This is a genomic window from Leisingera sp. M523 (assembly GCF_025141335.1).
In the GTDB taxonomy this organism is placed as follows: Bacteria; Pseudomonadota; Alphaproteobacteria; order Rhodobacterales; family Rhodobacteraceae; genus Leisingera.
Window position 1 is genome coordinate 723,498 of the sequence record NZ_CP081036.1, and the last position, 21,231, is coordinate 744,728.

The window sequence follows — 21,231 nt, forward strand, 5'->3', positions numbered from 1 at the left end:
CGGCAGGCAAAGACGAAAAACCCGCCATATGGCGGGTTCTCCGGTTTCGCATATCCCGGGCTCAGCTTTCGTAGTCGGGCAGGGCTTTCAGCTCGTCTTCGGTCATCGAGATATAGACGCGCAGATCCGAGCTGTCGTCGGCACGCAGGATGTCGATCTTCGACAGTTCCAGCTCAACCGGTTTCTCGCCCAGGCCGAGGAAACCGCCGACGTCGATAACGGCGGCCTTGACCTCGCCGGCATCAGTCAGCAGCAGTTCGGACACTTCGCCGATCCACTCGTCATTGGAGTCATAGGCCGCTGCACCAGTCAGCTTCTCGGCGGTCAGATCGGTCTCTTCCGCAGTCATGTAGCCGTCGCGCTCTACCGGCACCCGGGGCTGCATGGCCGCTGTGGCTTCAGCGTCGGTCATATGTTCAGCGGACCCGGTTTCTGCGGTGCCGGTTACCTCAGCCTCTGCTCCAACCTCTGCTTCGGCTGCGGCATCTGCGGCTTCTTCAGCTGCGGCTTCAGCTTCAGCGGCCACTTCGCCCGCTTCCTCGGCAACCGTATCGGCGGCCCCTTCAGCCGCAGCCCCGGCTTCTGCAGCAATCTCTGCGCCTTGTTCGGAGATTGCCTCGGCAGCCTCTTCGGTGGCCGTCTCGGATGCGAAGGCAGGGAAAGTTGTCACGGCGGCCAGCGCCGTGGAAAGTAGCAGCTTTTTCATGACCATTCTTCCTTAATCTAAGTGGTTCGTGGGTGAGCACTCGATGGAAAAACGCCTGGCAGGGGTGTTCGGTTCCCATAGGGCTGCGAAAAACCGCTGGAGGCGCCTCAGGTCCGGGCAAAGGGCAGAGCCCAGGCATTGCGCCGGTGCCGCGAATACCCCGCACCCTTGCCCCATTGGCGTATTTCCGCTAGGGGCGGGCTGCGGACACTCCCCTTTCAAGTACAGGTACACCCAATGAGACGCGCAGCCATGGCTTTGCTGGCCAAGCAGATTTCCCCGCCCAACCTCTCCATCATGCAGGACGAGGGCTTTACCGTGGCCCGCGTGCGCACCGAATTGCTGTCCGGCCTTACCGTGGCGCTGGCGCTTGTGCCCGAAGCGGTGGCCTTTGCCTTTGTCGCGGGGGTGCATCCGCTGGTCGGGCTTTATGCGGCCTTTATGGTGGGGCTGATCACCGCGGTGTTCGGCGGCCGGCCTGGAATGATCTCGGGTGCGACGGGCGCGCTGGCGGTGGTGATGGTGGCACTGGTGGCGCAGCACGGGGTCGAGTATCTGTTTGCCACAGTGGTCTTGATGGGGATTTTGCAGATCATCGCGGGGGTGATGCATTGGGGCAAGTTCATCCGCCTGGTGCCGCATCCGGTGATGCTGGGCTTTGTGAACGGTCTGGCGATTGTGATCTTCCTGGCGCAGCTGACCCAGTTCAAGGACCCGGAGAACACCGAAGCCTGGCTGGGGAATGCGCAGCTGGTGATGATGCTGGGGCTGGTGGGGCTGACCATGCTGATCATCTGGGGCACGCCCAAGATCACCGCGATCATTCCGGCACCGCTGGCCGGGATTGGCATTGTGGCAGGTCTGGTGATTGCCTTTGGGATCAATGTGCCGACCGTTGGCGACATGGCCTCGATCAAGGGCGGGTTCCCGTCCTTCCATAATCCGTTTGGCACCGGCGAGGGGCTGTATGGCACTGCCTTGGCACCGTTCACGCTGGAGACGCTTTGGATCATCCTGCCGTATGCGGTGATCCTGGCGGCGATCGGCCTGATTGAAAGCCTGCTGACGCTGAATCTGGTGGGCGAGATCACCGGCAAGCGCGGCGGTGCCAGCCAAGAGTGTATCGCGCAGGGCGCGTCGAATGTGGTGACTGGTTTCTTTGGCGGCATGGGAGGCTGCGCGATGATCGGCCAGTCAATGATCAACGTGAAATCCGGCGGCCGGACGCGGATTGCGGGCATTACTGCGGCGCTGTTTCTGCTGGCGTTCATCGTTGTGGCCTCGCCGCTGATCGAGCAGATCCCGCTGGCGGCCCTTGTCGGTGTGATGTTCATGGTGGTGATCGGCACCTTCGCCTGGAACAGCTTCAAGGTGATGACCAAAGTGCCGCTGATGGATGCCTTTGTCATTGTGCTGGTGACCGTGGTGACGGTGATGACCGACCTTGCGATTGCGGTGGTTGTCGGTGTGATCGTCTCGGCGCTGGCCTATGCCTGGAACAACGCGCGCCGTATCCATGCCTATACCCGCGAGTCCGAAAGCGACAAAGGCGCCAAGGTTTATGAGATCGAAGGCCCGCTGTTCTTTGGCTCCACCGATGGCTTCATCGAGCTGTTCGATGTGGCAGGCGACCCGGATCATGTGATTGTGGACTTTGCCCGCAGCCGGGTGGTCGACCAATCAGCCTTGCAGGCAATCGAGGCGCTGGCGGGCAAGTATGAGGCCGAGGGTAAATCTTTGGTGCTGCGGCATCTGAGCCGGGATTGCCACCAACTGCTGACCAAGGCGGGGCATCTGATGGTCGATAGCGATGACGACCCGGACTATGAGATTGCGGTGGACTACTCGGTCAAAACCGGGGTCCTGGGCGGCCATTGACGCCTGATCGTGTGAAAGAGAAACCCGCGGGTTTTGCGAGCCGCGGGTTTTTTTTGAAAGGGGCTCTGGCTCACCATACCAGCAAACGCTGGTCCGGATCCCCCATCCCCTGATCCTTGCCTGCCGCGCGGTCCGCACCGAGCCAAGGAAAATAGCCGTCTCCCCGCGGGGCGCGGGGCCCCTCGGCGATTTTCCTTGTCCCGGCGCCGCCCGCGCGGCTGTCCGGTCTCAGGCGACGGCGGCTCCGGACCAGCAATTACTTGGGGCAGGCTTAGTCGGGGGCGAGGGTTTCCAGCATGTCGAGATCGCCGGACAGCAGTGCGGGTTCGGCGCGGCTGATCAGCTCTGCCGGCCAGTCCCACCATTTGAGCGCCAGCAGGCGGGCGATCTGCGGCTTGGAAAAGCGGTAGCTGTGAACGGTGCCGGGATTGCCGGTAACGATGGCATAAGGCGGCACCGTGCCGCGCACCGCTGCTCCGGCGCCGATGATGGCACCGTCGCCGATGCGGGCGCCGGGCAGGATCAGCGCGCCATAACCGATCCAGACATCGTTGCCTACAACCGTATCGCGGGTGTCGGGCTGAAAACCGGCCATCTGGCTGGGATCGAACACCTGGAAGGGATAGCAGCTAAGGCCTTCCTGCGCGTGATTGGCCGAGGAGGTGATGAACCGCGCGCCGTGGGCGATCTGGCAGAAGCGGCCGATCACCAGCCGCTCGCGTGCGCCGGGGAACAGGTAGGGCGCCAGGTGCTGCGCCCAGTTTTCCGGCGGATCGAAGTCGGAGGCATAGGAGTAATCACCAGCCTTGATGTTGGGGTGGTCCAATACCTGGCTGAGCATCACAGTGCCCGCGTGCGGGGTGCCGCCGGGCAGGATGATCGGGTTGCGTTTGCGCGGATCGGGAAGCGGCATGGCGGGCCTCAGTCGTCGGGACGGGTGAGCGGGAACAGCTCGCGCACCACTGAATAGTCGCGGTAGCCGAGGCGGGCCAGCGGCTGGAAGGCGGTCACGTCAAAAGTGCCGTCGCGCAGGCAGTCGTCGCGCAGATGCACGCCGGTCACCTCGCCGAAGACCACTTTGTTTGCCTCGCCCGGCAGGGTGACGATCCGGGTCAGCCGGCATTCCAGCGCGGCCGGCGCATTGGCGACGCGGGAACAGGCGATGGTTTCGCAGCCTGTGGCTTCAAGCCCTGCATGGGCGAATTCGTCCGCCTCCTTGGGCAGCGCGGCGGAGCTGGCGTTCATTGCGTCCCGCAGCGCATAAGACACCACATTGACGCAGAACACGCCGGTTTCCTCGATATTGGCAACGCTGTCCTTGGTGCCCTCTTGGTCGGGCTTGCTGCTGGTGGAGGCAAACATCACCTGCGGCGGACTGTAGGCCACTGCGTTGAAAAAGGAATAAGGCGCCAGATTGTTCACCCCGTCGGCGGAACGCGAGGAGATCCAGCCGATTGGCCGCGGTGTGACGATGGCATTAAACGGGTTGTGGGGCAGGCCGTGGCCGTCCTCGGGTCGGTAGAACATTCTTGCTTCCTGCTTAGGGGATTTCAGGGGCTTAGGTGTTTGCCCAAGGCTTACGCCCGTGTTAGGCCGAATGCCAGCCTGCAGGGGGAAAATGCGGAGGCCGGAACAGGGACATGGCGGCGTGATCGAATTGATGGCAGAGCAGCCGGAAGACCGATGGGAGGTTGAGGCGCTGTATGACCTGTGCTTTGCGCCGGGCCGCGAGGCGTTGTCGTCCTACCGGTTGCGCGACGGGGTGCCGCCGGTTGCGGGTCTCAGCGAGGTGGCGCGCGACAGTGACGGCATCCTGGCCGCAGCCATCCGGTATTGGCCGGTTCTGATTGGCACGGCGCCTGCGCTGCTGCTGGGGCCGGTTGCGGTGCACCCGACACGGCAGGGCGAGGGGCTGGGCGGGTCTTTGATTCGCGACAGCGTCGCCAAGGCAGAGGAAACCGGATGGGCACGGGTGATGCTGGTGGGCGATGCGCCCTATTACCGGCGCTTTGGTTTTACGAAACTGACCGGGGTTGAAATGCCGCCGCCGACCAACCCGGACCGGGTGCTGGGGCTGGCGCTGCAAGAGGCAGCCTGGGACGGCATCCAGGGGCAGGTGCGCCGCTGGCAGGGTTGAATTCCCGCTCTTGGCTGCCGATCTTTAAGAAAGGCAGAGGAGGCGCTTGTGGCGGACGTTCTATCAACAGCACGGGTATTTACCCCGCAGGATATTGAAGCTGAACTGGAGGCGCTGGCACAGCGCCACCGGGCGGCGGGCGGCTTTGGCGTGGACCTTTTGAACCGGCTGGGCGGCAGCGGCGAAAGCCTGCTGGAGCGGCTGCCTGCACCGGTGCAGGCCGGGCTGACAGGCGCCACGGAAACCGCTCTCAGGCTTGCCATGAAGGGGGCCAGCCAGTCACGCCGCCTGGTGGCGGATCAGAAACCGGGCGTCGACCGGATGGTGAGCGCCGCCATGGGCGCTGCGGGCGGCGCCGCAGGCCTGCCGGGCGCATTGGTGGAGCTGCCTGCGACAACAGCGTTTTTGCTCCGGACCATCCAGGGCGCCGCAGCTGCGGAAGGGTTCGACCCGGAGGCCGACAGCGTGCGTTTTGATTGCATTCAGGTGTTTGCAGCGGCTGGCCCATTGGCCGAAGATGACGGTGCGGATTTGGGCTTTGTCTCGGTGCGGCTGGGGCTGCCGGGGGGCCTGCACAAGCTGATTGCCCAGGTGGCGCCCAAGCTGGGTGCAGTGCTGGGGCAAAAGCTGGCAGCCCAGGCGGTGCCGATCGCCGGGGCCGTGGCCGGAGCCGCGGTGAATTACGTCTTTGCGGGCTATTACCGCGAGATGGCGCATGTGCATTTCGGGCTTCGGCGGCTGGCGGTGGAGGCCGATGTGCCGCAGGAGGAGCTGGCCGCAAAGCTGCGGCAGCGGCTGCAGAGCCCAGGTGCGGCACAGTAGATACAACAGACCTCTTGCACTTGCCGGGGAGGGAGATTTAATCAACCCTTCCTGCTAAGAGGGAAAGCATGATTCAATACAGCCTCAAATGCACCGATGGCCACAGTTTCGACAGCTGGTTCCAATCGGCGGCGGCCTTTGACAAACTGGCAGCGGCCGGTCTGGTGTCCTGTGCTGTCTGCGGCGGTGCGCAGGTGGAGAAGGCGATTATGGCGCCACGGGTCCGCCCCGGGCGCAAGGCGGTGTCTGCCGTCGGGGAACCGGAACCGCAGGCCGCTGCGCCCGCCGCTCCAGCTGCGGTTCCCGCAGCGGCGGCTGCAGCCCCTGCAGGGCCCGGCATGCTGAGCCGCCCCGCGGGCGAGGTGGAACAGGCCATCGCAGAGCTGCGCAAGAAGGTCGAGGCAAACTCCGATTACGTCGGCGGGAATTTTGTTCAGGAGGCACGGGCAATGCACCTGGGCGACGCGCCGGAGCGGGCGATCCATGGCGAGGCCAAGCTGGAAGATGCGCGGGAGCTGATTGAGGAAGGCGTGCCGGTGATGCCGCTGCCTTTCCGTTCAGGCCGGAAATCAAACTGACGCAAATCGAACTGAAGGGCAGAGCAAAGATGCATGCAGTTGTAACAGGAACCAGCCGCGGCATTGGCAAGGAGCTGGTGAAACGGCTGCAGGAAGCGGGCTATGAGGTGACAGGCACCTCGCGCGATCACTCCTCCGGGGTGAAACTGGATGTCTCCGATCCCGGCCAGCAGGCGCGTTTCGCCGCCCAGATCAAGAACCGTCCGGTGGATCTGCTGGTGTGCAACGCCGGGGTCTACATCGACAAGTCGATGGGGCTGGAGGATTACTCGGCGGAGGTCTGGGCCAAAACCCTGGCCGCCAATGTGACCGGCGTGTTTTTGACGGTGCAGGCAATGCTGCCCAATTTGCGGCTGGCCCAAGAGCCCAAGATCGCGATCCTGTCTTCGCAGATGGCCAGCCAGTCGCGGGCGCCGGGGGGCAGCTATGCCTATCGCGCTTCCAAGGCGGCGGCGCTGAATATCGGGCGCAATCTGGCCACCGATCTGCAGCCGGAAGGGATCTCTGTGGGGATTTACCACCCCGGCTGGGTGCGTACCGATATGGGCGGCTATGAAGGCGATATCACGGTGGAAGAGTCCGTTGCCGGGCTGATCAATGAATTCGCAGTGCTGAACCTCGACACCACTGGCTGTTTCCACACTTGGGACGGCCGTATTCAACCTTACTGACTTTACTGCCGCACAGAAGGCTGAAGCTCCCGCGCCCGCAGAGGCCTGGCTGCGCCAGCCCTGCTTGCAGGCTTGGGCCGGGCGCCGCGCGGATGCGCGGCGCAGCACCGTGCACTGGCACGGTGCTATGCCCAACGGGCATCGGGCCTGCCAAGGCCCGCTGCCGGGCGGGAGTGCCTGCCAGTGCTCAAGCTGCTGCGCTTTGAAGGTACAGCTTACATGAAAAAACCGGCGCAGAATCTGCGCCGGTTTTTGTCTTGCCGGTCAGGTCTGCCGCGAGTGACGGCCAGCCGGTCACTCCCAGCAGCTGACCAGCACGGTCATGCCGGACGCCAGCCGGGTTATTGCCGCATTGGGCAGGCTGCCTGCCGAGGCGCTCTGTGCTGCCGGGGTCATACCTGCGGTGTTCAACGCGCTGCGGATGGCTTCGGCGTTAACGGCAAAGCTGACGCCTTCGGGCAGTTGTTTGCCTTCGATTGTGCGCGGCAGCAGCATGCCCAGAACGGCGCCGCTGCTGTCCAGAACCGGACCGCCCGCGTCGCCGGGCTGTGCCGCCAGTTCCAGCCGGGCAACGCCGGTGTTGCCATCCAGGCTTTTGACGTCTGCGACTTTGCCCCAGGTCAGGCTTGGTGCGCCCAGCACGCCTTCATAGGAGAAGCCGGAAACAGCGATCTCAGACTGCAGCCGCGGCGAGGCGGCGCTGAGTTCACCAACCGCGGCAGGCGCCAGCGCTTGGACGGGGCGCAGGATGGCGATGCCGTCTGCGGTGTTGTTGGCCGCTACTTCGGCCCTGTAGCCGTGGTCCAATGTGATGCGGGTACAGCCCGCCACCACGTCGGATGTGGTCAGCACGCTGCCGTCGCCATCGACAAAGAAGCCGGAGCGCGACAGTTTCGGCTTGCGGATTTCCAGGCCGGAAACCAGGTCGATGTTCTGCACCGCATCGCCGCCGGCTGCCGGGTCCAGAACGCCGTCGAGTCGGGTGAAGCTGGCTTGCATTGCGGCCAGAACGCGGGTGCGGCGGTCCTCGTCGCCGGCCGGCCAGATCAGGGTAAAGCCCTTCACCTCACCGTTTTTCAGGCTGGCTTGGGTGAAGGAGACGATCTTGCTGTTGCGGCCTTCGATGGTGAAGCTGTCCTTGCCGCGCTGGCGCGGGCCTTCCAGCGGCACAATCGCCAGCGTCTGCATAATGTCATAAAGGCCGAACAGAGTGCGTTTGTCGCCGGGCTGGCTGATCAGCAGCACCTCCGCGCCCAGGCTGCCCTTGGCAGCGTAATGGGCAAAGGGCGATTCATAGCGGTCGAACGCGACCTCATCCGCAGGGATCTGCAGGGCGATGCCGGCCTTGGCGTCTTCCACCCGGGCCATGCCGACCGAGATCAGCGGCGCGTTGTATTCATCCATCAGCACCTGGCGCTGGGCGGTGGTCAGAACGCCAGTGGGTTCAAAGCCGCGGGCCGTCTGCCAATCGCTCATCGAGCCGCGGGTGCCGCGGCCAAAGGCGCCGTCGATGGACGAGCTGTAGAAGCCTGCGGCCTTCAGTGCGACCTGCAGCTCCATCCGCTGCTCACGCGACAGCGCGCGTTCGCTGCGCCGCGCCTCGGCGGGGGTCTCATCCGGCAGGTTCGACTGCACGGCTGCCTGCTGCTGCGGTGCCGGGTCTTCTGCTGCAGGCGCCGCCGGTGCAGGGGCAGGCGCCGGTTGCGCCGGGGCGGTTGCATCTGCCGCCACCGGGTAGAACTGGCTGCGCAGGTTGCGGCGGAACGCGATGAAGCTGTCGCGCGGGATCTGGTTTTCGGCGCGGTAGACTTGCAGCACCCGTTCGGCGTCTTCGCGGGCGTAGGGGCCGATCATCACCCCGTACCAGCCACCGCCAAGCGCATAACCGGAGACGTCGGGCAGGCGGGCAGCATAGGTGCGGGCCTCGGTTTCGGCCTCGCGCAGGGAGGGGCGGGCGGCGATCTGGATCCACACCGCATCGCGGCTGCTTTGCGCCGAAACCGGCGCGGTGAACGCAATGGCCAGCGCAATCAGCGGCAGCGCCAGAGCGGCAAACAGTTTTTTCATTGTCAGGGCCTCGTATCCCGGAAGATCTCTTATTCTTTGCCGCGGAGGTTAAGCATTTTGGCACGGCAAAGGGAACTCCTCATCGCAGGGGGAATTCCCGCCCCGTTGCCGCATTCCCGCACTTTTGTTGCCGATGCGCTGCACAGCGCAGGGCAGCCGCCGCGGTGTAAGCACCCGCAGGGCGTTGACCCTGCCCATTGCCTTGCATAGGAAGATCCCCGCAATTGCTGCCCCAGCTGCCCCAAAAGGGATACGAGATGACCCAGACCAACGGCGCGCCGCGCTCCTTCCAAGAGATTATCCTGAGGCTTCAGAATTACTGGGCCGCCAAAGGCTGCGCGGTGATGCAGCCCTATGACATGGAAGTCGGCGCCGGCACCTTTCATCCGGCGACCACGCTGCGCTCGCTGGGGTCCAAAGCCTGGGCCGCGGCTTATGTGCAGCCCTCGCGCCGCCCCACGGACGGGCGCTATGGTGAAAACCCGAACCGGCTGCAGCATTATTACCAGTACCAGGTGCTGATCAAACCCTCGCCGCCGAACCTGCAAGAGCTGTATCTGGGCAGTCTTGAGGCGATCGGCGTCGATATGGTGATGCATGACATCCGCTTTGTCGAGGACGACTGGGAAAGCCCGACGCTGGGCGCCTGGGGCCTGGGCTGGGAAGTCTGGTGCGACGGCATGGAAGTTTCCCAGTTCACCTATTTCCAGCAGGTCGGCGGCCATGACTGCCATCCGGTGTCGGGTGAGCTGACCTATGGGCTGGAGCGTCTGGCGATGTATGTGCTGGGTGTCGATCATGTGATGGACATGCCCTACAACGACCCGGATGCGCTGATCCCGCTGACCTATGGCGATGTGTTCAAGCAGACCGAGGAAGAATACGCCCGCTGGAATTTTGACGTGGCCAACACCGAAGTGCTGCTGCGCCATTTCGAGGAGGCCGAGGCCGAATGTGCCGCCATCCTGGCGCAGGAACATGATGATCCCAAGACCGGCAAGCGCATCATCATGGCGCATCCCGCCTATGACCAGTGCATCAAGGCCAGCCACATCTTCAACCTGCTGGACGCCCGCGGGGTGATTTCTGTCACCGAGCGCCAGGCCTATATCGGCCGGGTCCGGGCGCTGGCCAAGCAATGTGCCGACGCCTTTGTGCTGACTGACGCCGGCGGGTATACCGCCGAAAGTGCAGCCTGAGCAGAGTAGGGCGCGTTATGGGAAAGTTTCTGGCATTGATCCTGATCCTGTCAGCGCTCGCCGCTGGCGGGGCAATGTATTACCTTCAGGTCTACGGGTTTTATGAGGACGTGAAACTGCAGCCGGGCCGCGACGTGATGCTTGTGCCGCTGGGCGGCGGCGAGGCGCAGCCGGTCGCCTATTCAGAGTTTGAGGCAATTGACGCCGGCAGTTCGCCGATCCGCTACCGCGCGTGTTTCCGCACCAAGGTGACGCCGGATGCACTGGCGCAGCTGTTCACCCTGACGGACAAGCTGGAACCGCGCAACGCGCCGGGCTGGTTTGAGTGTTTTGATGCGGCTGCCATCGGCGAACAGCTGGCGGATGGCACAGCCAAATCCTTTCTGTCGGTCAAGAACATCTCCTTTGGTGTCGACCGGGTTGTTGCCGTCACTGACGATGGCCGCGGTTATGTCTGGCATGAGCTGAATGACTGCGGCCAGAAAGCCTATGACGGCACCGTGGTGGGCGAGGAATGCCCGGCCCGGCCGGCAACAGGCGAATAACCGGAACGTTAAGAGGCAAATCCCGCGGGGGGCTATGGAAACCCATATCACCATACCTGACTTCATCTCGGTAACGCTGGGGTTTGCGGTCTTTCTGCTGGGAGCGCGCCTGAATGCCAAGGTTGCAGCGCTGCGCCGGTTCAACATCCCGGAACCGGTGACCGGCGGGCTGGCGGCGTCGGTTGCGGTGCTTCTTGTCTACAGCCTGACCGGCCTGCAAATCGAGTTCGAGATGCAGAGCCGCGACTACCTGCTGGTGCTGTTCTTTGCCGGTATCGGCCTTAACGCGCGGCTTTCCGACCTGGTTGCCGGCGGCAGGCCGCTGGTTATCCTGCTGGTGCTGACCCTGCTGGCCATTCTGGCCCAGAACGTGATCGGCGCCGCCGGGGCCGTGCTGTTCGGATATCCGGTTCAGGCAGGCGTTCTGTTCGGGTCGGCGGCGCTGATCGGCGGGCATGGAACGGCCATTGCCTGGGCGCCCGATGTGGCTGCCGCGGCAGGGTTGGACGGTGCCGCTGAATTGGGCGTGGCGGTTGCAACATTGGGTCTGGTGCTGGCAGCACTGGTGGGCGGGCCGGTTGCCCGCCACCTGATCAACCGGAATGGGCTGACGCCTGCACGCCCGGAGGAGGAACAGACAGTCGGCCTTGGGCATGACGAGGCGGAGACAGCAACTGTCGGCCACCTCGATCTGATGCGGGTGATGCTGTACCTGAACCTTGCCATAATCCTGGGATATGCCGCCTCGATCAGCCTGGACGCTGCGGGGGTGAAGCTGCCGCTGTTTGTGCCCTGCCTGATCGCGGGCATTCTGCTGGCCAACCTGCGCAGCCTGATTGCGCCCGCTGCGGACCCTGTCGCCCGCACCCCGGCGCTTGCTCTGATCTCGGAGTTCTCGTTGGGGGCCTTTCTGGCCCTGTCGCTGATGGCCCTGCAGCTGTGGACCATCGCGGGGCTGGGATTGGCCATTGCCGTTATCATGCTGGCGCAGACGCTGTTCACGGTGGCCTTTGTGCTGTTTGTGCTGTTCCCGCTGCTGGGACGCGGTTACCGGGCTGCGGTGCTGGCCGCCGGGTTCGGCGGCTTTGCGCTGGGCGCCACCCCCACTGCCATCGCCAATATGACCGCTGTGACCAAACGCTACGGGCCGTCGCCTATTGCCTTTGTTGTGCTCCCCCTTGTATCCGCCTTCTTTGTTGATATCGCCAATGCCATCGTCATCCAGGCGATCGTGAATTTCTGAGGACCCCCGATGCCCGATCTGCTGATTGAACTCTTTTCCGAAGAAATCCCGGCCCGCATGCAGGCGCGTGCCGCCGAGGATCTGAAGAAACGCGTGACCGATGGCCTGGTCGAGGCGGGTCTGACTTATGCCGGTGCCGCAGCGCTGTCGACACCGCGCCGCCTGACGCTGGCGGTTGACGGTCTTTTGGCGGAAAGCCCCACCATCCGCGAAGAACGCAAAGGCCCCAAGGTCGGCGCGCCCGACAAGGCAATCGACGGCTTCCTACGCGGCGCAGGCCTGACCCGCGATCAGCTGGAAGAGCGCGAGACCCCCAAGGGTGCGGTCTATTTCGCCCTGATCGAAAAGCCGGGGCGTGCGGCAGCAGAGATCATTGCCGAGGTGCTGGAAACCACCATCCGCACCTTCCCCTGGCCCAAATCCATGCGCTGGGGCGCCGGAACTTTGCGCTGGGTGCGCCCCTTGCATTCAATCCTGTGTATCCTGTCGGATGAGGCAGGCGCGGCCGTGGTGGATCTGGACATTGACGGTATCAAATCCGGCAACACAACTCGCGGCCACCGCTTCATGGCGCCGGACCAGATCACCGTCACCGGTTTTGACGACTACGCCGCCAAGCTGAAGCGCGCGCATGTGGTGCTGGACCCCCGCGAACGGGCCGAGGCGATCTGGCAGGAGGCCACCAATCAGGCCTTTGCCAGCGGCCTGGAAGTGGTCAAAGACAAGGGCCTTCTGGCCGAGGTCGCGGGTCTGGTGGAATGCCCGGTGGTGCTGATGGGCGCCATCGACGCCGAATTCCTGGAGCTGCCGGCCGAAGTGCTGCAGACGTCCATGAAGGAGCATCAGAAGTTCTTCTCGGTCAAAAACCCCAAGACCGGGCGGATCGAGAAATTCATCACCGTTGCCAACCGCGAGACCGCGGACAATGGCGCCACCATCCTGGCGGGCAATCAAAAGGTGCTGTCGGCGCGTCTGGCGGATGCCAAGTTCTTCTGGGAGAACGACCTGCGCACCGCCAAGTCCGAGGCCGGCATGGGGTCCTGGGTGGAGAACCTCGGCAACGTGACATTTCACAACAAACTGGGCACCCAGGCGGCGCGGATTGACCGCATCGCCGCGCTGGCCCGCGAGATCGCGCCGGTTGTCGGCGCCAATGCCGATCTGGCAGAGCAGGCGGCGCGGGTGGCCAAGGCCGACCTCAGCTCTGAAATGGTTTATGAATTCCCGGAGCTGCAGGGCCTGATGGGCCGCTACTATGCGCAGGCCGCCGGCCTGCCACAGGAAGTTGCGAACGCCTGCGAGCAGCATTATTCGCCGCTGGGGCCGGGCGATGATGTCCCGTCGGAGCCTGTTTCGGTTGCCGTTGCGCTGGCCGACAAGCTGGACACGCTGACCGGATTCTGGGCGATTGATGAAAAGCCCACCGGGTCGAAAGACCCCTTTGCCCTGCGCCGCGCCGCGCTGGGGACTATTCGTCTAATTGTCGAAAACAACCGGGCATTAAAGTTACTTGGGCTGGTAGAAACGGAATTTGAGAAGTTCTTACAGAACTACTTCTGGGGAACAAAATTTGAAGTCGTGTTAAACGCTCAAAGTAGTAGCGTAAATTTGTCTGCTTCTGTTGAACTCGCTCTTCAGGATTTGAAAGAGAAGGCTCTTCCCAAGAGGGCTTTTGAAATCGCAAAAGCTGAGACAAATAAAGAAGAGGCCGATCTTTGCGCTGATTTCTTCTTGGTCGCTCAGGGCCTGCGGAGTAACAGCGTGACTGTGGCTGAATTCGTGCTGGGAAGAAGTATTCCCCTTGTCTCGGATGATTTGCAGTATGTTGGCATGGCAATGGTTTGCGCTGCAAAAGAGTTTGCCAATAACCTCCTCTCTTTCTTCCACGACCGCCTCAAGGTCTTCCTGCGCGATCAGGGCATCCGCCACGATGTGATCGACGCCTGCATTGCGATGGACGGCAATGACGACCTGACCCTGCTGGTGAAACGCGCCCGCGCGCTCGAAGACTTCATGAAGACCGAGGACGGCACCAACCTGCTGCAGGGCTTCAAACGCGCCAACAACATCCTGTCCCAGGCCGAGGAAAAAGACGGCGTCGAATACTCCTATGGCGCCGACCGCAAATTTGCCGAGGACGACACCGAAAAGGCACTGTTCGACGCGCTGGAGGCAGGCGGGGCGGCGATCTCTCCGGCCATCGAGGCCGAAGATTTCGCGGCGGCCATGCGGGGCATGGCCGCCCTGCGCGCGCCGATCGATGCGTTTTTTGAGGCAGTGCAGGTGAATGTGGACAGCGAAGTGGTCCGCCGCAACCGCCTGAACCTGCTGAGCCAGATCCGCCAGGTCTGCGGCCAGGTTGCTGACCTCACCAAGGTGGAAGGCTGAGCACCAGCCGGCTGCTTCTTTCTGGTCCAAAATACCCGCCCCGCAGGGTCCGGCCTTTCCGCAAGGGAAGGCCGGTTTTCTTTTGCAGAACCGCGCTCAGTTGCCGGAGGGCGGTTACAAGCCCCTTGCGCGATCATGTCTTGTCCTTATGGTGACTTGCAAAGGAGACGTGCTGCAGTGCAGAAAGATTTCGAACAGATCCCGCCGGCTTCCCTGATCACCGCGACCGCACCGATTGCCGCCACCACCCATGGCGGGCGGGCGAAATGCCTGCAGCGGCTGGAGCGGCTGGACCTGCCGGTGCCGCGCACAGTGGCGCTGTCTTTTGATGCGGTGCATTCCATTGCCGAAGGCCAGATGCCGGATCTGACAGCAGTGCTGAGCGAATTCGACCCGGAGGCGCTGCTGTGCGTGCGCCCGTCTTCCGAGGATCCGGATTGGGGCGGACCGGGCGCGATCCTGAACATCGGCATGAATGACGCGCGTTACGTGGACCTTTGCGACAGTCTGGGCCGCGAGGCCGCCGCGGCTTTGTTCCTGCGCTTTGTGCAATCTTATGCAGTGCATGTGGCGCGGTTGGACCCGGATGTCTTCGACGATGTCGAGGATGGCGGCCCGGACGCGCTGAGCGAGATCCTGCATGCTTACGAGGCGGAAACGGATGAGCCTTTCCCGCAGGATCCGGGCGAACAGCTGGCGGCGGTGCTGCGGTCGATGGCGCGGGCCTGGGAAGGCACCTCGGCGCGGCTCTTGCGCCAGGCCAAGGGCGCACCTGCTGATGCAGGCCTGGGGCTGGTGGTGCAGGAAATGATCCCCGGTGTCGGCCAGGGCGAATGCGGCTCCGGCGTGCTGCAGCTGGTGAATTCGACCACCGGCAGTCCGCGGCTGACCGGACGCTACCTGAGCCAAAGCCAGGGGCGCGATGCGCTGGGGGCAGGGGCCAAGGCGCTGTATCTGGCCAGGGATACGCGCGGGCTGTCGCTGGAGGAGCTGGCGCCGGAGGCTTTTGCGGACATTCAATCCCATGCCGCGCTGATGCGTGAGAAGCTGCGTGAGGAAATGCAGCTGGAGTTTGTCATTGAGAACGGGCGCGTGCATATCCTCGACGGGGTGCGGGTGGTGCGCTCGGCGCAGGCTGCGGTGCGGATCGCTGTAGCGCTGGCCGAAGACGGCATTATCCCGCAGGAAGAGGCGCTGATGCGGGTGGATGCGCATATCCTGAATGAGATGCTGCACCGCCAGGTGGCGCCGGATGCGGAACGGGATGTGATTGGCAGCGGCATCGCCGCCAGCCCGGGGGCTGCCACGGGCAAGCTGGTCTTTACCGCCGCCGGGGCGCAGGCCAGCGCGTCCCGCGGGGAGCCTTGCATTCTGGTGCGCCGGGAAACCTCTCCTGAAGACGTGCGCGGAATGCATGCCGCTGCCGGGGTGCTGACCGAAAAGGGCGGCATGACCAGCCACGCTGCGGTGATCGGCCGCGGGCTGGGGCTGCCGTGTATTGTCGGCGCCCTGAACATGAAATTCCACAGCAAGCGCAAGATGCTGGAGGCGGCGGATGGCCGGGTATTCCGGGCCGGTGACATCATCACGATCGACGGCAGCAGCGGCCATGTGCTGGCGGGCCAGCCGGCGATGCTGGAGGCGGCCCAGGACGGGGCGCTGCAAACCTTGCTGGCCTGGGCGGACGAGGCCCGCGACATTGGCATTCGCGCCAATGCTGATACGCCGGAAGATGCTGAAACGGCACGGAAGTTCAATGCGCAGGGCATTGGTCTCTGCCGCACGGAACACATGTTCTTTGAGCCCGGCCGCCTGACGGTGATGCGGGAGATGATTTTTGCCGAGACGCCGTCAGGGCGGGCTGCGGTGCTGGAGCGGCTGCTGCCGATGCAGCGTGACGACTTCCGCGAACTGTTTCGGATCATGGAGGGGATGCCGGTCTGCATCCGCCTGTTCGACCCGCCGTTGCATGAATTCCTGCCTGCGACCAAAACCGGTCAGCGGGAATTGTCCGAGGCACTGGGTATCCCGGTCAGCGATGTCACCCGCCGGGTCGAGGAAATGGGCGAATACAACCCCATGCTGGGCCTGCGCGGTGTGCGGCTGGGGGTCACGGTTCCGGAAATCTATGACATGCAGGCGCGGGCGATCTTTGAAGCCACATTGGAGGCATCGAAATGGGGCGAGCCTGTGGTGCCAGAGATCATGATCCCGCTAGTGTCAGCCAAGCGCGAGGTGGAGCTGGTCAAGGCCCGCATCGATGCGGTGGCCGCGGCGGTCAAGGCAGAGCGCGGCGAGGACTTTACCTACCGTCTGGGCGTCATGGTGGAAACACCGCGCGCGGCGCTCAGGGCGGGCGAGATTTCACCGCATACCGCGTTCCTCAGCTTTGGCACCAATGACCTCACCCAGATGACCTATGGGCTGTCGCGTGATGATGCCGGGCGGTTCATGTCGGACTATGTGAACCAGGGGGTCTTTCCCGAGGATCCGTTCCATGTGCTGGACACCGACGGAGTGGGGGAGCTGCTGAAACTGGGCGTTCAGCGCGGCCGGGCGGAAAACAGCGCCATCACTTTGTCGATCTGCGGCGAGCATGGCGGCAACCCCGAATCGATAGCCTTTTGCCGTGATGCGGGCTTTGATTACGTTTCATGTTCCCCGTTCCGGGTCCCGGTTGCGCGTTTGGCCGCAGCCCAGCTGGCAATTTCCGGAAAGACCGGACAGACGGCGCCAACATACACAAAATATTAAGAAAAATTGGGCCATCCAGCAGCCGCCGATGTAACACCGGCGGTGTGCATGTGTTCCCCATAAGTGCGGTTGCAGCCCGAACGCTGGACGTTTCGGGTCTTTTACCTTAAGGGATGCGACCGCATGTGCCGGGGGAACCGGGCACAAGCTGCTAGGACGGGGGAACCCTGAATGAAATTGTTGACTATGATTGCCGTGATGGCTGCCACCATCGCGATGGGTAAGAGTGTTGCTGCCGAAACCGGTCTGGGTACGCTGATCGAGCGTGAACAGGCCAGTTTGAGTGCAGTGCCTGCGCGGAAGTTCAGCGGGTTTTTCGGGATCCGCAACAACGCGTTCAAGAGCCGCAAGGCGCGGCCGCAGATCGAATACAGCAAGGCGTGGCTGGATGCCCAGCCGAAAGCTGCCGGCGGCGAGCAATTCGCCTGTCTGGCCGAAGCGCTGTATTTCGAGGCCCGCGGTGAAACCGTAAAAGGCCAGTTCGCAGTGGCCGAAGTGATCCTGAACCGGGTCAAGAGCGCGCAATTCCCGAATTCGCTTTGCGGTGTGATCAAGCAGGGAACCGGGCGCAAGTACCAGTGCCAGTTCACCTATACCTGCGATGGCCACAAGGAAGTGATCAACGAAAAGAAGGCGTATCAGCGGGTGGCCAAGGTGGCACGCGCCGCGCTGAACGGGCTGAAGTCAGAGCTGACCGGCGGTGCGACCTACTATCATACCACCGCGGTCCGGCCGCGCTGGAGCCGCACCTTCACAAACACAGCGCGCATCGGTGTGCATCTGTTCTACCGTGACGAACGTTACCGGACGGCGCTGAGCAACTGACCGCCTGAAGGCGCCACGCCAGTGCCGCTTTCGGCTACTGGCGTGGCGTTTGCGGGCCTGTTATGACGGCGTTGAAATACTATTGTTGGGTCCCATTACCTGACACTGCCAGCCAAAGGCCCGTTTTCCCATGCCCTCTGAAATCCGCCTTGCCTTTGCGCACCCGTCCGAGCGTTCTGTGGCCACTGCCGCGCCCGGACCGCTGGACCGCATTTCCCTGCGGGACCACACTGTCGAGGTAGAGATCGGTGCCTTCCAGGCCGAGCGCGGCTCGACCCAGCGGATCAGCTTCAATGTGGTGGTCGAAATTGCGCCGTTGCCCAAGGACCTGGATGACGATGTCGACCGGATTCTGTCTTATGACAAGCTGACCGAGGCGATTGCCCATGAGCTGGCGGCCGAGCGGCTGAACCTTTTGGAGACCCTGGCCGAACGGGTGGCCGAGCGAATTCTGCTGGAGCATCAGGCGGTGCGCGCCTTTGTGCGGATCGAAAAACTGGACCGCGGGCCCGGTGCGCTGGGCGTCGAAGTGGTGCGCTCCAAGGATCAGATCACCCATCCGGTGGACGAGGAAGAGCGCCCGCATCCGCGGCTGATGTATCTGTCTAACGAAGCAATCGACAGCGGCAACCTGACCGCCTGGATCGACCAGATGGAATGCCGCCGGCGGCCGCTGATCCTGTGCGTTGGCGCCCACCTGCTGGAGGTCCCCACCACCGGTCACAAATGGACACAGCGCCGGATCGATCTGCTGGCAATCGAACAGAACGCCTGGCGCCTTGCCGCCAAGGATGACCGTTGCGTGGTGGTTTCGACCCGGACCGAGCTGGACTGGGCGATCAAGAACCGCCAGATCTGCGTCTGGGCGCCGTCCAAGATCGTGCTGGACGCGGTGGAAGGCCCCTCGGCGCCGCCGTCGAACTCGGTTGCGCTGGCGGCCTGGTTTGCGGCGACCTTTGAGGCGGGTGAAATGATTGTGCTTGGCGGGGATTTGCCTGATAATCCCGGTGTCCCCTTGCGGGCCGTCAGCGTGGAGCAAACACAACTGTGATATATTACCGGCCATTGGTTCAGCATGGCGAGGCGCGCCCCGAAGGTGCGGTCCCGCTGGCAGGCAGTGCCCTGTGGTTTACCGAGGTTGAAATCCTGAGCCGCGACGCACCGCCGCGGATCGCACCGGCAGGGCTGGTGCCCGAGAAGGAACGCCGCCGCTTAAGCGCGCGGCGTGCGTCGATTGCCGGGCTGGATATGACCCAGCCGCAGATCATGGGCATCCTGAATGCGACCCCGGACAGTTTTTCGGACGGCGGACGGCATTCCGGTGTCGAGGCCGGCAAGGCGGCAGCCCTGCGGATGGTGGAGGAGGGCGCCACTATCATTGACGTCGGCGGCGAATCCACCCGCCCGGGCGCCGAAGAGGTTTCCGAGGCCGAAGAGATAGACCGCACCGCGCCGGTAATCGCAGCAATCCGGGCGGCCAGCCCGGTGCCGGTCTCCATTGATACCCGCAAGGCCACCGTGGGCATGGAAGCGATGGAGGCGGGGGCAAACCTGCTGAACGACGTCTCAGGCTTCACATTCGATCCGGCGCTGGCACCGTTGGCAGCCCAGGCCAGCGTGCCGGTCTGTATCATGCATGCGCAGGGCGATCCTGCCACCATGCAACAGGACCCGCATTACGCCAATGTGCTGCTGGACGTTTATGACTTCCTGAGCGATCAGATCGACCGGCTGGAGGCCATCGGGGTGATCCGCGAACAGATCGTGATTGATCCCGGCATCGGTTTTGGCAAGACGCAGGCGCATAATCTGACGCTGCTGCGCAATCTCAGCCTGTTCCACGGGCTTGGCTGCCCTATTTTGCTGGGCGTTTCCCGCAAGGGGTTCATCGGTAAAATCGGCAAGGAGCCGCGCGCGGATGCCCGCGCGCCTGGCTCAATCGCAGTGGGGCTTGCGGCGTTGGGGCAAGGCGTGCAATTCCTGCGGGTGCATGACGTTGCTGAAACGGTTCAGGCGCTGCGACTTTGGCAGGCCGTCCGCTGAGGCTTTTGGCAGGAAAAGCATAATGCGTAAACTCTTTGGCACTGATGGCGTGCGCGGCACTGCCAATACCCATCCCATGACCGCCGAGATGGCGCTGCGCATCGGCGCCGCAGTCGGGCGTTACTTCCGGCGCGACGGGTCTGGCGTGCACCGGGTGGTGATCGGCAAGGACACAAGGCTGTCCGGCTATATGTTTGAAAACGCACTAACGGCCGGGCTGACCTCGACCGGTATGAATGTGCTGCTGCTGGGGCCGGTGCCGACGCCCGCAGTGGGGCTGATGACGCGGTCGATGCGGGCCGACTTGGGGGTGATGATCTCGGCCAGTCACAACCCATCCGAGGATAACGGCATCAAGTTCTTCGGCCCCGACGGGTTCAAACTGTCGGACAGCGCCGAGATGGAGATCGAAGCCCTTATCGATGCGGGGGTCGAAGCCGCGCAGGCTGCCAATATCGGCCGCGCCAAGCGGATTGACGATGCCCGGTTTCGTTATGGCGAGCGGGTCAAAAGCTCGCTGCCGCGCAATCTTGGCTTGAACGGGCTGAAAGTGGTAATCGATTGCGCCAATGGTGCAGCCCACCGGGCGGCGCCCGAGGTCCTGTGGGAGCTGGGCGCCGAGGTCATCCCGGTTGGCGTCTCGCCGGATGGTTTGAACATCAATCGCGGCTGCGGTTCAACCCAGCCGCAAACCGCCGCTGAGGCGGTCGTGGCGCATGGCGCCCATGCCGGTATTTGCCTGGATGGCGATGCCGACCGGGTGATCGTGATTGACGAGACTGGCACCGTGGCCGATGGCGATCAGCTGATGGCCTTGCTGGCCACCCGCTGGGCGGAGCAGGGCCAGCTGGCAGGCGGCGCGCTGGTCGCGACGGTGATGTCGAACCTCGGGCTGGAACGGCATCTGGAAAGCAAGGGGCTGGGGCTGGAGCGCACTGCCGTCGGCGACCGCTATGTGGTGGAGCGGATGCGCGAGGGCGGCTTTAACCTGGGCGGTGAGCAGTCGGGCCACATCGTGATGAGCGATTACGCCACCACCGGCGACGGGTTGATGGCGGGGCTGCATTTCCTGGCTGAGATGGTGCAGACTGGCAAATTGGCGTCTGAGCTGGCGCATCAGTTCCAGACCGTGCCGCAGCGGCTGCGCAATGTGCGCTTCCAGTCCGGCCAGGCGCCATTGGACGATGAGCGCGTGCAGGAGGCGATTGCCGCTGCTGAGAAAGCACTGACCGGTCAGGGGCGGCTGCTGATCCGCAAGTCCGGAACCGAACCTCTGGTGCGGGTAATGGCGGAATGCGAGGACGCGGGGCTGATGGCGCTGGCAGTTGACAGCGTGGTGGCTGCGGTTGAGGCCGCCGTCGCAGAGTAACTTGGC

Annotated in this window: 18 protein-coding genes; 14 read left to right on the forward strand and 4 right to left on the reverse strand. The window is 63.6% G+C overall.

Annotation, left to right across the window (positions count from 1 at the left end; genetic code table 11):
* Positions 1-61: 61 nt before the first annotated feature.
* Positions 62-706, reverse strand: coding sequence for a PRC-barrel domain-containing protein (locus K3557_RS03440; RefSeq protein WP_259997679.1), 645 nt, complete (start codon positions 704-706; stop codon positions 62-64).
* A gap of 237 nt (positions 707-943) precedes the next feature.
* Between K3557_RS03440 and K3557_RS03445 the strand changes: the two genes are divergently transcribed.
* Entirely contained in the window at positions 944-2,584 is a 1,641-nt protein-coding gene (locus K3557_RS03445; RefSeq protein ID WP_259997680.1) for a SulP family inorganic anion transporter, read from the forward strand.
* A gap of 271 nt (positions 2,585-2,855) precedes the next feature.
* On the opposite strand, the gene K3557_RS03450 is transcribed toward K3557_RS03445, so the two are convergent.
* Positions 2,856-3,497 carry a CatB-related O-acetyltransferase gene (locus K3557_RS03450; RefSeq protein WP_259997681.1) on the reverse strand — a complete coding sequence of 214 codons (642 nt, stop codon included), beginning with the start codon at positions 3,495-3,497 and terminating at the stop codon, positions 2,856-2,858.
* A gap of 8 nt (positions 3,498-3,505) precedes the next feature.
* Entirely contained in the window at positions 3,506-4,111 is a 606-nt protein-coding gene (locus tag K3557_RS03455; protein WP_259997682.1) for a flavin reductase family protein, read from the reverse strand.
* A 91-nt stretch (positions 4,112-4,202) separates the two neighbouring features.
* On the opposite strand from K3557_RS03455, the gene K3557_RS03460 reads away from it, so the two are divergent.
* From K3557_RS03460 to K3557_RS03475, 4 genes are all read left to right on the forward strand, one after another.
* Positions 4,203-4,721, forward strand: coding sequence for a GNAT family N-acetyltransferase (locus tag K3557_RS03460; protein ID WP_409201197.1), 519 nt, complete (start codon positions 4,203-4,205; stop codon positions 4,719-4,721).
* A 48-nt stretch (positions 4,722-4,769) separates the two neighbouring features.
* Complete coding sequence (locus tag K3557_RS03465; protein WP_259997683.1) at positions 4,770-5,543, forward strand: EcsC family protein; 774 nt, start codon at positions 4,770-4,772, stop codon at positions 5,541-5,543.
* Positions 5,544-5,611: 68 nt separating this feature from the next.
* Complete coding sequence (locus tag K3557_RS03470) at positions 5,612-6,121, forward strand: DUF1178 family protein (RefSeq protein WP_259986604.1); 510 nt, start codon at positions 5,612-5,614, stop codon at positions 6,119-6,121.
* 29 nt (positions 6,122-6,150) lie between these two features.
* Positions 6,151-6,792 (forward strand): SDR family oxidoreductase, encoded by a 642-nt coding sequence (locus K3557_RS03475; protein WP_259986602.1) that lies wholly within the window; start codon positions 6,151-6,153, stop codon positions 6,790-6,792.
* Positions 6,793-7,086: 294 nt separating this feature from the next.
* On the opposite strand, the gene K3557_RS03480 is transcribed toward K3557_RS03475, so the two are convergent.
* Entirely contained in the window at positions 7,087-8,859 is a 1,773-nt protein-coding gene (locus K3557_RS03480; RefSeq protein ID WP_259997684.1) for a trypsin-like peptidase domain-containing protein, read from the reverse strand.
* A gap of 257 nt (positions 8,860-9,116) precedes the next feature.
* Between K3557_RS03480 and K3557_RS03485 the strand changes: the two genes are divergently transcribed.
* The 9 genes from K3557_RS03485 to glmM all read left to right on the forward strand — a co-directional run bounded on the left by K3557_RS03485 (position 9,117) and on the right by glmM (position 21,225).
* On the forward strand, positions 9,117-10,058 hold the full coding sequence (locus K3557_RS03485) for a glycine--tRNA ligase subunit alpha (protein WP_259997685.1): 942 nt from the start codon (positions 9,117-9,119) through the stop codon (positions 10,056-10,058).
* A 17-nt stretch (positions 10,059-10,075) separates the two neighbouring features.
* Positions 10,076-10,603 (forward strand): DUF6446 family protein, encoded by a 528-nt coding sequence (locus tag K3557_RS03490; protein WP_259997686.1) that lies wholly within the window; start codon positions 10,076-10,078, stop codon positions 10,601-10,603.
* Positions 10,604-10,637: 34 nt separating this feature from the next.
* Positions 10,638-11,846, forward strand: a complete 1,209-nt coding sequence (gene gltS, locus K3557_RS03495) for a sodium/glutamate symporter (RefSeq protein ID WP_259997687.1) — start codon at positions 10,638-10,640, stop codon at positions 11,844-11,846.
* A 9-nt stretch (positions 11,847-11,855) separates the two neighbouring features.
* On the forward strand, positions 11,856-14,234 hold the full coding sequence (glyS, locus tag K3557_RS03500) for a glycine--tRNA ligase subunit beta (RefSeq protein ID WP_259997689.1): 2,379 nt from the start codon (positions 11,856-11,858) through the stop codon (positions 14,232-14,234).
* Between the two features lie 135 nt (positions 14,235-14,369).
* On the forward strand, positions 14,370-16,988 hold the full coding sequence (locus K3557_RS03505; RefSeq protein WP_259986573.1) for a pyruvate, phosphate dikinase: 2,619 nt from the start codon (positions 14,370-14,372) through the stop codon (positions 16,986-16,988).
* A gap of 171 nt (positions 16,989-17,159) precedes the next feature.
* Positions 17,160-17,813, forward strand: coding sequence for a cell wall hydrolase (locus K3557_RS03510; RefSeq protein WP_259986571.1), 654 nt, complete (start codon positions 17,160-17,162; stop codon positions 17,811-17,813).
* A gap of 130 nt (positions 17,814-17,943) precedes the next feature.
* Positions 17,944-18,864, forward strand: a complete 921-nt coding sequence (locus K3557_RS03515) for a dihydroneopterin aldolase (protein ID WP_259997691.1) — start codon at positions 17,944-17,946, stop codon at positions 18,862-18,864.
* A complete protein-coding gene (gene folP, locus K3557_RS03520) occupies positions 18,861-19,856 on the forward strand; it encodes a dihydropteroate synthase (protein WP_259986559.1) in 996 nt (331 codons plus the stop codon). Before K3557_RS03515 ends, folP begins: the two co-directional genes overlap by 4 nt.
* A gap of 22 nt (positions 19,857-19,878) precedes the next feature.
* Positions 19,879-21,225 carry a phosphoglucosamine mutase gene (gene glmM / locus K3557_RS03525; RefSeq protein WP_259986557.1) on the forward strand — a complete coding sequence of 449 codons (1,347 nt, stop codon included), beginning with the start codon at positions 19,879-19,881 and terminating at the stop codon, positions 21,223-21,225.
* Positions 21,226-21,231: the final 6 nt, after the last annotated feature.

Excerpts from the sequence above, each read along its gene's own strand:
- K3557_RS03490 (WP_259997686.1), top strand. The coding sequence starts at position 10,076 with ATGGGAAAGTTTCTGGCATTGATCCTGATCCTGTCAGCGCTCGCCGCT.
- K3557_RS03515 (WP_259997691.1), top strand. The coding sequence starts at position 17,944 with ATGCCCTCTGAAATCCGCCTTGCCTTTGCGCACCCGTCCGAGCGTTCT.
- K3557_RS03445 (WP_259997680.1), top strand. The coding sequence starts at position 944 with ATGAGACGCGCAGCCATGGCTTTGCTGGCCAAGCAGATTTCCCCGCCC.
- glmM (WP_259986557.1), top strand. The coding sequence starts at position 19,879 with ATGCGTAAACTCTTTGGCACTGATGGCGTGCGCGGCACTGCCAATACC.
- K3557_RS03475 (WP_259986602.1), top strand. The coding sequence starts at position 6,151 with ATGCATGCAGTTGTAACAGGAACCAGCCGCGGCATTGGCAAGGAGCTG.
- gltS (WP_259997687.1), top strand. The coding sequence starts at position 10,638 with ATGGAAACCCATATCACCATACCTGACTTCATCTCGGTAACGCTGGGG.
- K3557_RS03480 (WP_259997684.1), bottom strand. The coding sequence starts at position 8,859 with ATGAAAAAACTGTTTGCCGCTCTGGCGCTGCCGCTGATTGCGCTGGCC.
- K3557_RS03485 (WP_259997685.1), top strand. The coding sequence starts at position 9,117 with ATGACCCAGACCAACGGCGCGCCGCGCTCCTTCCAAGAGATTATCCTG.
- K3557_RS03455 (WP_259997682.1), bottom strand. The coding sequence starts at position 4,111 with ATGTTCTACCGACCCGAGGACGGCCACGGCCTGCCCCACAACCCGTTT.
- K3557_RS03510 (WP_259986571.1), top strand. The coding sequence starts at position 17,160 with ATGAAATTGTTGACTATGATTGCCGTGATGGCTGCCACCATCGCGATG.
- K3557_RS03450 (WP_259997681.1), bottom strand. The coding sequence starts at position 3,497 with ATGCCGCTTCCCGATCCGCGCAAACGCAACCCGATCATCCTGCCCGGC.
- K3557_RS03440 (WP_259997679.1), bottom strand. The coding sequence starts at position 706 with ATGAAAAAGCTGCTACTTTCCACGGCGCTGGCCGCCGTGACAACTTTC.
- K3557_RS03505 (WP_259986573.1), top strand. The coding sequence starts at position 14,370 with ATGTCTTGTCCTTATGGTGACTTGCAAAGGAGACGTGCTGCAGTGCAG.
- K3557_RS03460 (WP_409201197.1), top strand. The coding sequence starts at position 4,203 with ATGCGGAGGCCGGAACAGGGACATGGCGGCGTGATCGAATTGATGGCA.
- K3557_RS03470 (WP_259986604.1), top strand. The coding sequence starts at position 5,612 with ATGATTCAATACAGCCTCAAATGCACCGATGGCCACAGTTTCGACAGC.
- glyS (WP_259997689.1), top strand. The coding sequence starts at position 11,856 with ATGCCCGATCTGCTGATTGAACTCTTTTCCGAAGAAATCCCGGCCCGC.